Annotated in this window: 12 protein-coding genes; 5 read left to right on the top strand and 7 right to left on the bottom strand. The window is 66.2% G+C overall.

Going from position 1 to position 12275, the window contains the following annotated elements; genetic code table 11:
- Window positions 1-79: 79 nt before the first annotated feature.
- Window positions 80-1066, top strand: coding sequence for a GGDEF domain-containing protein (locus AWB94_RS18750; RefSeq protein WP_062656717.1), 987 nt, complete (start codon window positions 80-82; stop codon window positions 1064-1066).
- A 92-nt stretch (window positions 1067-1158) separates the two neighbouring features.
- Here AWB94_RS18750 and AWB94_RS18745 read toward each other — a convergent pair whose 3' ends face one another.
- Window positions 1159-1497, bottom strand: a complete 339-nt coding sequence (locus tag AWB94_RS18745) for a hemophore-related protein (RefSeq protein WP_062656716.1) — start codon at window positions 1495-1497, stop codon at window positions 1159-1161.
- A gap of 257 nt (window positions 1498-1754) precedes the next feature.
- Complete coding sequence (locus AWB94_RS18740) at window positions 1755-2354, bottom strand: TetR/AcrR family transcriptional regulator (protein WP_165605316.1); 600 nt, start codon at window positions 2352-2354, stop codon at window positions 1755-1757.
- 89 nt (window positions 2355-2443) lie between these two features.
- On the opposite strand from AWB94_RS18740, the gene AWB94_RS18735 reads away from it, so the two are divergent.
- The gene (locus AWB94_RS18735; protein ID WP_062656714.1) at window positions 2444-3463 is read left to right on the top strand and encodes a patatin-like phospholipase family protein; all 1020 of its coding nucleotides are present in this window, start codon (window positions 2444-2446) and stop codon (window positions 3461-3463) included.
- Window positions 3464-3553: 90 nt separating this feature from the next.
- Complete coding sequence (locus tag AWB94_RS18730; protein ID WP_062656713.1) at window positions 3554-4762, top strand: low temperature requirement protein A; 1209 nt, start codon at window positions 3554-3556, stop codon at window positions 4760-4762.
- Here the strand turns inward: AWB94_RS18730 and AWB94_RS18725 are convergent.
- A complete protein-coding gene (locus tag AWB94_RS18725) occupies window positions 4759-6030 on the bottom strand; it encodes an MFS transporter (protein ID WP_062656712.1) in 1272 nt (423 codons plus the stop codon). The genes AWB94_RS18730 and AWB94_RS18725 overlap by 4 nt on opposite strands.
- 345 nt (window positions 6031-6375) lie before the next feature.
- Here AWB94_RS18725 and AWB94_RS18720 point away from each other — a divergent pair, with 345 nt between their 5' ends.
- Complete coding sequence (locus AWB94_RS18720) at window positions 6376-6930, top strand: MerR family transcriptional regulator (protein WP_234811789.1); 555 nt, start codon at window positions 6376-6378, stop codon at window positions 6928-6930.
- 15 nt (window positions 6931-6945) lie between these two features.
- On the opposite strand, the gene AWB94_RS18715 is transcribed toward AWB94_RS18720, so the two are convergent.
- The 4 genes from AWB94_RS18715 to AWB94_RS18700 form a co-directional block, all read right to left on the bottom strand.
- Window positions 6946-7746, bottom strand: coding sequence for an ABC transporter permease (locus AWB94_RS18715; RefSeq protein WP_062656711.1), 801 nt, complete (start codon window positions 7744-7746; stop codon window positions 6946-6948).
- Window positions 7746-8525: an ABC transporter permease gene (locus AWB94_RS18710; RefSeq protein WP_084395133.1), complete on the bottom strand. Its 780-nt coding sequence runs from the start codon at window positions 8523-8525 to the stop codon at window positions 7746-7748. Before AWB94_RS18710 ends, AWB94_RS18715 begins: the two co-directional genes overlap by 1 nt.
- A 104-nt stretch (window positions 8526-8629) precedes the next feature.
- Window positions 8630-9820: an ABC transporter substrate-binding protein gene (locus tag AWB94_RS18705; protein ID WP_062656710.1), complete on the bottom strand. Its 1191-nt coding sequence runs from the start codon at window positions 9818-9820 to the stop codon at window positions 8630-8632.
- A gap of 11 nt (window positions 9821-9831) precedes the next feature.
- Window positions 9832-10917 carry an ABC transporter ATP-binding protein gene (locus tag AWB94_RS18700; RefSeq protein WP_062656709.1) on the bottom strand — a complete coding sequence of 362 codons (1086 nt, stop codon included), beginning with the start codon at window positions 10915-10917 and terminating at the stop codon, window positions 9832-9834.
- Window positions 10918-11079: 162 nt separating this feature from the next.
- Between AWB94_RS18700 and AWB94_RS18695 the strand changes: the two genes are divergently transcribed.
- Window positions 11080-11799, top strand: coding sequence for a DUF1906 domain-containing protein (locus tag AWB94_RS18695; RefSeq protein WP_234811788.1), 720 nt, complete (start codon window positions 11080-11082; stop codon window positions 11797-11799).
- The last annotated feature ends 476 nt before the right edge of the window (window positions 11800-12275 follow it).

Here is a 12275-nt window from a genome sequence, read left to right as displayed (position 1 = left end):
CACCGCCCTCGGCTGGTCTGTTGCTCGGTTTCAGGTTTCTCGGTTGACGAGCGCCGATCGCGAAGGCAGGTTAACGCTCATGTACCGCCTGAGCTGGCTCGCCGGGGCCGGCGCCAACGCCGGGCGCAGACAGCAGGTGCGGTTACTGCGAATCTATCTGGGCGCAACCACGTTTCTCTATGCCTACGGCGTGGTGTTCACCCTGTTCCCGGTGCGCACCGACATCGTCTACGGCAACCCGGCCGGCGGAATCGTCGCCATCTTCCTCGGGGTTACCGCGTTGGGGTACTTGGCTTTTCGGCCGCAGCGTGTCGGGGCGGCCACCGCTGCGGCCATCGCGGCGACGCCCGTCGTGATGGCTTTCCACGTGACGATGACCGCCGAATACGTCTGCCTGATCGCCCCGATGTTCCTCGCCATGTACCTGCGCGCATTTCACCCACCTCGCCGGGCGTGGACGTTGATCGCCGTGCTCATCGTGGCGTGTGTCGTTGCGGTCGCCGTCGCACCGGCGCCACACGTCGGGATGATCACCTTTCTCATCATCGCCGTGGCCATCGCCGCCGCCGCCGAGTCGTTCGGCCTGCTGATCCGGGCGATGTTCAGCGCCGCGTGTACCGACCCGCTGACCGGCCTGCTCAATCGGGCGGGCTGGGAGATCGCGACCGCGACACTGTTGAGCCGTTGCCGGACGACGGTACCGGTCACCGTTGTCGCCCTGGATATCGATGGGCTCAAGGGCCTCAACGACACCTACGGGCATCAGGCGGGGGACCGCCGGATGATCGAGTACGCCCTGCAATGGCGACGGGCGCTGTCTCGGCGTGCGGCGCTGGCCCGGTTGGGTGGCGACGAGTTCGCCGTCTGCATCATCGACGGGGTCCCCGAGGTCGTCGACGCATTTCTGCGCACCGTCCGGAACAAGACACCCGCGGTCAGCTTCGGCACCGCCACGGCGGCCTCGCCGGACGCCGATATCGCCGCCCTGTACGGGCGCGCCGATGCCGCGCTGTACCGCAGCCGCGGCCGGCCCCTCGAGGACGACCCCGGCATCACGACCGCATGATCGGTCTCGTTGCGGTGGCCTCGTCGGCGAGCGGGTCGAAACGGATTCGGCGCGTCCCGGCAATGCCGGGACGCGCCGAATCCGATGCTGAATCAGTAGTTGTTGCAGGTGGTGATGATCTGCGCGATTCCGTCGAAGTACTTCGAGGCCCCCGGCGCGTTGGCGATCTGCGTGGCGGTGCGCTGCCGCTCCGCCGGGCCGGACGCCAGGAAGTTGCGCAGCATCGCCTGACCGACCGGCTGTGCGTTGAACTCGGCGGCGAGGTCCGGCCGCTCGGCGTTCATCGCCCCGACCACCTGGTCGTACGTACAGGTGGTGTTGACCACCGGCGTCAAATCAGGAGTCGCCGACGCGATACCTGTGGTCAGCGGCAGTGACGCCGCAAGCCCGACCAGGGTGAACACCAATTTCTTTCCCGACACCTTCACCATTGCCTAGATACCTTTCCCCGCCCGACCTGTTTCCGGCGACACTGAACTTTTCGCTGCTCGCGCCGGTTGTGTTACACGTTCCTTTTGACAGGCTAACAGCATGAGCTGACCAACCGGCGGCTCAACGGTGGCGGTGCCTCTGAGCTGCGGTTTTGTCGAGGATACAGCGCTCGTTCGGACACTGCAGCTGTTTCGATGCGGCAGCCGACCCGCTCGTGGATGCCACGATCGGCGGCGCGGCGGTCCTTTCTGGCCGTTCACTGAACAGCGCCGGCGCTCAGCCCGTGGCGGACCGGCAGTAAGAACCGCCGGGCGTACTCCTCGGGTCCGTCGGCGGACTCGAGTCCCAGCACGCCGCCAGGGATGAGGATGAATGAATGTATGGTCCGCGCAACGTGTTCGGCGAACTGGGCGCGAAGCTCATCGGGTAGGTCACCAGGCCGGATGGTCGAATAGACGAAGCCGCGGGCCAGATCCAGGGCCCGCGAGTTCTCGGCGATCAGGTAAGGCCTCAGGAGTTCCGGATTCACGCGTAACACGGTGGAGAACGCGGGATGGTTGCTCAGCAGCCGATACGCCGCCGCGAATCCGTGCACCAGTCGGTCGTCGGCCGACTCGTAGCCGTCGATGACGGACTGTATACCGGCGAAATACCGCGCCAGCTCGGTTTCGACCAGCGCGGCAATCAGCGCATCCTTGCCGTTGAAGTACAGATACAGCGTCGCCCGGCCGATTTTGGCCGTCCGCGCGATCTGCTCCATCGAGTACTTGCGCAGCCCGGTGGTCGAGGCCAGCTCGAGGGCGGCGTCCAGGATCCGGCGCCGGGTTGCGCCGGATTCGTCGCCGGGAGACGTCACGCCGCTCATTATCCCCAACGGGTGAACGCCGAAACGGCGGGCCGAATCAGCCGCTTCGCGGTCCGCGCCCCCGCGGTATCGTCTCCGATGTGCCGTCCCTGTCCGCCGACCTGGTGCTCTCCGGCGGGGGAGTCAAGGGTGTCGGACTGGTCGGTGCCGTGGTGGCTCTGCTGGACGCCGGTTATGCCGTGCAGCGGGTGTCGGGGACATCGGCCGGATCGATAGTCGGGGCCATCGTCGCGGCGGGGTCCCGGCCGGGCGCCGAACTCACCGGCGCCGAGGTCAAAGACCTTGCACTGCAATTGGATTACCACAAATTCCGTGACCCGGTGCCGGCGCAGCGGCTACCCCTCCTCGGCAGCCCGGTGGCCGTGCTCCTGGGCGACGGGATGTACAAGGGTGACTACGCCCGCGACTGGGTGCGTGGTCAGCTGCGCGACCTGGGCGTCGAGACCTTCGGTGACCTGGCCATCGACGATGACGAGCTGCCACCCGAACAGCGGTACAAACTCGTGGTGACCGTCGCCGATGTCACCACGGGACAGCTGGTGCGACTGCCCTGGGACTACCGACGGGTGTACGGATTGGACCCCGACGAGCAGAGTGTGGCCGACGCGGTGCGCGCTTCGATGTCCATTCCGTTCTATTTCCGTCCGGTCAAGCTGACCGGTGCCGCCGGACGCACCTCGACGCTGCTCGACGGCGGCCTGCTGTCCAACTTTCCGGTCGATTCGCTGGACCGCACCGACGGCAGGGCGCCGCGCTGGCCGAGCTTCGGCATCACCTTGCTGCCCAACCTGCCCGACGGTATCGACAAGGTATTGCCGGACTGGGGTTTGTTGCGCCGACTGGGGCCGCCGCGGTTGCTCGACGATGTCATCACGACGGTGCTGGTCGGCCGCGATCAGGCCTACCTCAACCAGCCGTGGGTATGTGCGCGGACCATCCGGGTCGATTCGACCGAGGTCGGTTTCCTCGATTTCGACATCACCGATGCGCAGGTCGAGGCGCTGTATGCCACGGGGTACGACGCCGCTCGGGCGTTCCTCGCCGACTGGGATTGGCACGCCTACCTGCGCCGGTTCCGCGCTGCACATCCCCTAGGGTGACGGGGACGGGCATCCGCCCATGTCGGTGCGCGGTACGAGGGACTACGAAAGGATGGTGTCGTGAGCCAGTCGGCACATCGGCTTCGGGTGATGTCGGGACGTGATCCCCACGAACAGCATCGCGTCGCGACCCCACTGGAACTACTCTTCGACCTCACTTTCGTCGTCGGCTTCGGCACCGCGGCTTCGCAATTCGCGCACGCGCTGACGGCCGACCACATATTTCCCGGACTGATCTCCTTCTTGTTCGCGACATTCGCCATCTGCTGGGCGTGGATCAACTTCACCTGGTTCGCCTCGGCCTATGACACCGACGACTGGGTGTACCGGGTGACCACCATGGTGCAGATGGTCGGGGTGGTGATCCTGACGCTCGGCATCCCCGATGTGTTCGCGTCCATCGAGCACGGTGAGCACGTCGACAACGCGGTGCTGGTGGCCGGGTACGTGGTCATGCGGATCGGCCTGATCGCGCAGTGGTTACGTGCGGCGGCCCAGGACGCCCCGCGGCGACGGGCCTGTCTGACTTACGCCGTATTGCTGGGTGTCGTGCAAATCGGTTGGATCGCACAGATTTTCACCCATACCTCGCTCGCGGTGACGGCCGCGTGGGTGGGCCTGTTGTTGGTGCTGGAGATGACGGTGCCCGTGGTGGCCGAACGGTGGGGCGGAGGAACGCCGTGGCATGCCCACCACATCTCCGAGCGTTACGGACTGATGGCGATCATCGCGCTCGGCGAGGGGGTGGTCGGCACGGTGGCCACACTGTCGGCGGTGGTGCAGGAACAGGGCTGGACCGTCGATGCCATCCTCGTCACGGTCGCCGGAATCGGTCTGACGTTCGGCATGTGGTGGGTGTTCTTCACGGTGCCGACCGGGGACCTGTTGCACGCGCACCGCGAGCAGTCCTTCTGGTTCGGTTATCTGCCCATCTTCCTGTTCGGGTCGATCGTGGCCACCGGCGCCGGTCTCCACGTGGCCGCCTACTACCTGGAGGGCAACTCGAAACTGGGGTCCGTGGGCACGGTGTTCTCGGTGGTGATCCCGGTCGGACTGTTCGTATGCCTGGTGTTCCTCATCTACTCGATCCTGGTGCAGCAGATCGACGTGTTCCACCTGCTGCTGCTCGTGCTCACCGCGGCGGTGTTGGTGGGATCGGTCCTGCTGGCACTGAGCGGGGTGTCGATGGCACTGTGCCTGCTGGTCGCCACCGCCGCGCCGATGGTCACGGTGCTCGGATACGAACTCGTCGGCCACCGGCATATGGCCGAGGCGATGGAGCGCCGGCTGGTGGCTTAACGCGCCGCCGGATGAGCGTCGAACGTTTCCAGCAGTGAGCGTTCCTGCTCTTCGCGCATCATCCTGCGGGCCTTCTTGCGGGTGATCAGGATGCCGATGACGGCCAGCACCCACACGGCGTATTGCAGTGTCCATGCCAGGTGGAACGAGTCGAACGAGTAGCCGCCGGCGGCATCGAGGATCCAGCCCATTCCCTGCATGAGCAGCAGCGAAGCCAGGAACCCGCCCATGTTCACCATGCCTTGGGCGGTGCCCAACGTGGCGCTCGGATTGAAGGTGCGGGCGAAATCGAAGCCCACCATCGAACCCGGCCCCCCGACCGAGATGATCACGATGAGCACGACCAGCAGCCACAGCGGCGCGGGCCCGGGAAGCGCCAGCACCACGGTCCAGATGGCGGCGTTGCTGCCGATGATGCCGAGCACCATCCAGGAGCGGCGGTGCGGATACCGCCCGGTGAAGATGCCCAGGACGACGCCCGCGGCGATGGCGGTGACGACGGAGATGGTCAACAGGGTGCCGGCAACCGCACGGGACTGATGCTGAGCCACCGTCACATATGGCACCCCCCACATCAGGGCGAAGATGGTCACCGAGAATTGGGTGCCCATGTGGGTGAAGAACCCGAGTCTGGTGCCGGGACGCATCCACACCGTGCGCACGCTGGCCAGCGTGTCGCGCACGCTCATGGTTTCCGTGGTGGCCAGTGGGCCGTCCGGTGTGTTCTGCACGAGGACCACCGTGAGCACCAACGCCAGCACGCTGAGGGCGGTCACCGACAGATAGGCCGATGTCCAACCGGCCACCCCGAGCAACGAGAGGAACGGCATGGCCGAGAGCACCTGGCCGAGCTGGCCGGAGATGCCGGTGAGTTGGCCGAGCAACGGGATCTGCCGGGCCGGGAACCAGTGCGGCACCAGGCGCAGCACCGAGATGAAGGTGATGGCATCCCCGAGCCCGACCACCGCACGGGCCGCCAACGCCAGCGGCAGCGATTCGGTGAGCGCAATGGCAAGCTGACCAGCGGCCATCACCGCCGCGCCGGAGGCGATCAGGACCTTCGAACCGAACCGATCCAGCAGCACACCGGCCGGAACCTGTGCTCCCGCATATACGATGACCTGCAGTACGACGAAGGCCGACAGCACGCTGGGGCTGGCGTGGAAGCGATCGGCCGCCTCCAGCCCGGACACCCCCAGGGTGGTGCGATTGAGCACCGCGACGATATAGGCGAGTAACCCGGTGGCCCAGACGATCCAGGGACGCACGTGGGCAGCCTCTCTTCGGGAGTGTCGGGACATGATTTGTCCTGTCATATTCTCGCAAATTGATAGGACGAATTGCCAATGCATTTCCGCGTGAATTTGCTCACCGCAGTCATTGCGCGTTTGCTGCGCCCAGGCTGATATCGGCAAAATTGTCCCGCTGGTAACATCCGTAACCGAATACACGCAGTTGAACTGCGTGATGCGGACACATGACCGGTGAAACCGAAGGGCGCGAGAATATTCGCTCGCAACCGCAAAACCCGCGCTAAAGTGTGGCCATGAACGGTTGCACCAGTGCGCGGGTGCACGACTTTGCCTGACTACCGTTTGGGCGACCTCGCCCGCATGTCCGGAGTGACCGCTCGCAACATCCGCGCCTACCGCGAGCGTGGGTTGCTGGATGCCCCGCGCCGGGACGGCCGGGCCGCCATCTACGACGACCATCATCTGGGGCAGTTGCAGACGATCAACCAACTGCTGCGGCGGGGCTTCACCTCCGCACACATCGCCGAGTTCTTCGAGGTGGTGCGGGCCGGCGGTGACCTCGCCGGGTCCCTCGGCCTGCGGAACCAGACCGTCGCCGGCGACCTGGCCGCCGACGATGCCGCGGCACTGCTGCGGGTGGGGCTGCTGCACAGATCCGCCGACACCCTGGCGTGGGTGAACCCGACGATCGGAGCCATCGTCGCGCGCGCCGGGGACCGGCGGGGCCGGGTGCGGTTCATCATGCAGTTGATCGACGCGGTCGACGGCGATCTGCGGCACGCGGCCGGTGAGGCGGCGGCCCTGGTCGACGAGGCGGAGGGCAGCGGCGGCCGCGACGAGGATCGTCGGCAACTGGTTCGTCTGGTGGTCACCGGTCGGCTCGACGACATCGTCGGTGAGCGAATCGGCCCCTGAACGTCATACCGCGTTCTACAGCCTGGTGTTGGCCGGGTCGCCGCCGAAACGCTGCGCCAGCCATACCGGCACGATGGCGAGCACCGTCAGCGCCGCCGCGACCACGTTGATCACCGGCGCCTGGTTGGGTCGGAACAGATTCGCGAAAATCCAGATCGGCAGCGTCTGCACCGCGGGACCGGCGGTGAAGGTGGTCACCACGATCTCGTCGAAGCTCAGCGCGAACGCCAGAATGGCGCCGGCCACCAGCGCGCCACGCATCATCGGCAAGGTGACGTACCGGAACGTCTGCCATGACGAGGCACCCAGATCCGCCGACGCGTCCTCCAGGTGTGTGCCCAGTCGCCGCAGCCGCGCCTGGGTGTTGTTGAAGACGAGGACGATGCAGAACGTGGCGTGCCCGATGATCACCGTCGCCATGCCGAGGGTGACACCGAGCGCCGAGGTGAAGGTCGCGTTCAGTGCGATACCGGTGACGATTCCGGGCAGCGTGATGGGCAGCACGACAAGGAAACTCACCACCTGCCTGCCGAAGAACCGGTGGCGCTGCACGGCGAATGCGGCCATGCTGCCCAGCAGCAGCGCGATGGCGGTGGCAGCCAGCCCGACCACCACCGAGTTGGCCAGCGCCTGCCACATGCCCGCGCTGTTGGCGGCGTCGGCCCACCAGCGCAGGGTGAAACCGGTGGGCGGGAAGGCGAAGGTGCGTGATGCGTTGAAGGCGTTGACCACCACCAGAAGCAGTGGTGCGTAGAGGAAGCTCAGCACCACTGCCGCCCAGCACCGCAGCGCCCACCGCGTCCGTTGTGAGCGCATCAGACGTTCTCCAATGCGCCGGTACGCCGCATCGCCAGCAGATAGGCCACGATGGCCGCGAGCGGTATCAGCGACAGGGCGGCGGCCAGCGGCTGGTTGTTCGCGGTGACCAGCTGTCCGTAGATCAGGTTGCCCAGCATCTGCGTCTTCCCGCCGACGATCGTCACCGCGATGTAATCACCCAGCGACAGCGAGAAGGTGAAGATCGACCCCGCGGCGATGCCGGGAAACACCAACGGCGCCATCACCGTTCGCAGTGTCGTCGCATCGGAGGCGCCCAGGTCCGCGCTCGCGTCGACGAGTGCGTCGGGCACCCGCTCGAATGCCGCGAACACCGGAATCACCATGTAGGGCAACCACAGATAGCTCAGCGTGATCACCGTGGCGATCAGCCCGTAGCCCGGGGTGCCGCCGGCCGCCCAGGCCAGCGGCCCCTCCGGGGACAGCAGCATGCGCCAGGCATAGGCCTTGACCAGATAGCTCGCCCACAGCGGCGTCGTCACCGCGACCAGCAGCATCAGCCGGACCCGGGGCGAGGCGACTTTGGCCATGAACAATGCCAGCGGCACCGCCAACACGATGCAGATCACCGTCACCGCCAGGGCGATGCCCAGCGTGCGCACGGTGACCACCCGGAACACCGCATCGGTGAGCACCCGCACCAGGTTGTCGGTGGTGACCGTACGGGTGACCGCACCGGTGAAACTGTCCGTACTCCACAGCGCCGAGACCAGCAGCACCGCAAGCGATCCCAGGTAAGCGATGACCAGCCATGCCATGGGCGGGACGAGCAGTACCGCCAGCCATAACCCCCGTCGGTTCGCCCGCCCTGGTCCCAATCCCCGTCGCTTCGCTCGCCCTGGGATCCGAGTGGGGCGCGCCGTCACCCCTTGATCTGCTGCCACTTGTCGACCCACTGATCGTAGGTCGTGCAGTTGTCCCCGCTGCCGTCGACGCACTTTTTCTGCGGTGTCGTCCAATAGTGGATCTGGTCGGCGTATTTCGCGTCCGTGGCATGGAAGATGCTGCAGAAGTCGCGCTGCGTCGTGTGCTCACACGCCTTGGTCTGCGCCGGCGCCTCACCGAAATACTCGGCGACCTGAGCGTTGACCTCGGGCGAGGTGATCCAGTTCATCCACTTGTACATGCAGTTCGGATGCGCCGCCTTGGCCGACACCATCCAGGTATCCGACCAACCGGTGGCCCCCTCCTTGGGCAGGATGGTGTTCACCTGCACCTTGTTGTCGGCCCCGATGGTGTTCGCGATGACCTGCCAGGTGGTGCCGATCACCGAGGTGCCGGACTCGAATGCCTGCACCTCCTTGGTGTAGTCCGACCAGTACTCGCCGATGTTGTCGTGCTGGGCCTTCAACAGATCCGTGGCGGCATCCAACTGCTCGGCCGTCAGCGCGTACGGGTTCTTGATGCCCAGTTCGGGTTTCGTCTTCGACAGGTACAGCGCCGCGTCGGCGATGTAGATGGGGGAGTCGTAGGCCGTCACCCGGCCCTTGTACTTGGCGGCGTCGGTGAACACCGCGGCCCAAGAGTCCGGGGCGTCCTTGACGACGGCGATGTTGTACATCAACAGGTTGGCGCCCCAACCGTGCGGGATGCCATACATCTTGCCGTCCACCGAATTCCACGGCTTGTCCTTCAAGAACGGGGAGATGGTCGCGTAGTTGGGCACCAGGTCCGTGTTGACCGGCGCCACGTCCCCGCCGTAGATCAGGCGCAGCGACGCATCACCGGACGCCGACACGCCGTCGTACTGGCCGGTGCGCATCAACTGCACCATCTCGTCGGAGGTGTTACCCACCTTGACGTTGGTCTTACAACCGGTCTCCTTTTCGAACGGGGTGACCCAGTCCACCGCCTTGTCGTTGGAGCCGTTCTCGGCGTAGCCGGCCCAGGCGATCAGGTTGAGCTGACCTTCCCCGTCACCGACGGCGGTCGGGGCCTCGAGTTTCGGCGGTGTCTGCCCGGTGGGACCGCCGCCGGAACCACTCGAGCACGCGGCTATCAGGGCGACGGTTGCGGCGAGCACCAACCCGGTGCGGAAGGCGGTGCGTGACATCTTCGGTCTCCTCAGGATTTCAGGTGGTGGACGGCGGACTCCGGGAACGACAGCACGACGGGCGAGCCGTGAGCCAAGCCGGCGGGAAGGGAGCTTGCGGCGGTGAGCACGGTCGCGGTGATGGCCACCCCCTGGGCGGCGGTGGAGGTCACCCTGGTCAGTGGGCCGGCGTAGATGATCTCGGCCACGGTGGCCTCGACAGTCCGGCCGGCGGCAGGGGGCGCCTCGCCCGGGGCGTGCACCGCGATGCGCTCGGGTCGCACGGCAAACATGCCGGTGCGGCCCACCAACGCCTGTGCCGCGTCGCCGTCGAAGACGTTGGCGGTGCCGACGAAATCGGCGACGAAGCGGTTGGCCGGGGACTCGTACACCTCGCGGGCGGCACCGACCTGTTCGATCCGGCCGGCGTTGAACACCGCCAGCCGGTCGCAGAGGGTCAGGGCCTCGTCCTGGTCGTGGGTGACGATGACGAAGGTGATCCCGACGTCGCGCTGGATGGCCTTCAATTCCACCTGCATCTGCTCGCGCAGTTTGAGGTCGAGCGCCCCCAGCGGCTCGTCGAGCAACAGCACGCGGGGACGACCGACGAGGGCGCGTGCCAGCGCGACGCGTTGGCGCTGGCCGCCGGACAGCTGCGCGGGCCGCCGCGTGGCGTGCTCGGCGAGCCGCACCATGTCCAGCGCGTCGGCCGTGCGCCGGCGCCGCTGTACCTTGTCGACACCGCGCACCTTCAACCCGTACTCGACGTTCTGCGCGACGGTCATGTGGGGGAACAGGGCATAGTCCTGGAACACGGTGTTGACGTCCCGGCGCTGGGCGGGAACGCCGGTGACATCGGTGCCACCCAGCCGGATGTGGCCCGCGGTCGGTTGTTCGAAGCCCGCGATCATCCGCAGCACCGTGGTCTTGCCGGATCCGGACGGTCCGAGGATGGCGAAGAGTTCGCCGTCGGCGACCGCGAGATCGGCGCCTTCGACGGCGACGACGTCGTGCTGCCGGCCCGGGAACACTTTGCGGACACCGATCAGCTCGATGCGCGGCTCGCCCGCGCTACTGACCCCGGAGTGCTCGGCGAGTCCGGATTGCGGTGCGGGCATGGTCGCGATCGTATGGATTCACCGGTCTAAGCGCAGCGTAAGTGCGGATTTCGTGTCGGGACCGGGTGCTCGGCGCGGTTTTCACCGGCCGGGGACGGTTGATGCCAATGTGGCCTGTGGTGTTGACGATGTTGTCGAGACGCCCGTCATATTCTGAGGTTCGTGCCGATGTCACGCCGTGATCTGCTCACGTACGCGGCCGCGGCGCCCGCCGTTCTCGGGTTGGCGGCCGCTGCAATCACCGGGGCCCCGACGGTCGCCGCCGCGCCGCTGGGCGTGCTGCTGGACTACGCGGCCGGGGTGATACCGGCCGACGATATCCGGGCGTCCGGGGCGATGGGGGCCATCCGCTACGTCTCGGATCGGCGCCCCGGCGGCCAGTGGATGCTGGGCAAGCCGATCCAGCTGGCCGAGGCCCGCGATCTGTACCGGGGCGGACTGAAGATCGTCTCCTGTTATCAGTACGGCAAAGCGGATACTGCCGACTGGCTGGGCGGGCAGAGCGCCGGTGTCGCGCATGCCAAACGCGGCTGGGAACTGCACACCGCGGCCGGCGGCCCGGTCGGCGCGCCGGTGTACGCGTCGATCGACGACAACCCCAGCTACCAGCAGTACAAACAGCAGGTCGCGCCGTATCTGCGCGGCTGGGAGGCGGTGCTGGGCCACCACCGCACCGGCGTCTACGCCAATTCCAAGACCATCGAGTGGGCGGTGCAGGACGGCCTGGGCTCCTATTTCTGGCAGCACAATTGGGGCTCGCCGGGCCGGGTGGCGCACCCCGCCGCGCATCTGCATCAGGTGGAGATAGACGCGCGTTCGGTGGGCGGGGTGGGGGTGGACATCAATCACGTCCTGAAGCCGTCGTATGGGCAGTGGGACTAAAACCTTACCGATCAGTAATAAAAGCTAGCAAACTTTTTATGTTCGCGAGCGGTGGTTCCTAGACACTTTTGGCCAAACTGTCGATGTCGCCCACGGTGGTGCGAGGCGCCCGAAATTTGCATAACGATTTGATAACAATGCTGCCTTGATCTGGGAAGTTGTGGCTACTCGACCGTAACCACCTGCCAACAGGACATTTGTCCCGTAAGGCTTTGGCGACCGCGATGAGCGGCGTTATCGCAACCGTTGTTACTCGAGCGTAGAACTCGCTAGTAACCATTTGAGGGCGGAAAATCACCCTAGCTCTTATGACACTCTTAGTACGGCTGGACTGCACTGCTGGACCGTGCCCGGGGGTCGCACCACGGTGATTCGTCATCGGGGCGTGACCCCTGACCATGCCAGCGGGAACGGCACCGGCCGGAGAGCTTGTGGAGATTCAGTGCCGAATCGCCGGGCCCGCAGCCCGCGGGCAC

Source organism: Mycolicibacterium canariasense (assembly GCF_002101555.1).
In the GTDB taxonomy this organism is placed as follows: domain Bacteria; phylum Actinomycetota; class Actinomycetes; order Mycobacteriales; family Mycobacteriaceae; genus Mycobacterium; species Mycobacterium canariasense.
This window is presented reverse-complemented; position numbering and strand designations above follow the sequence as displayed.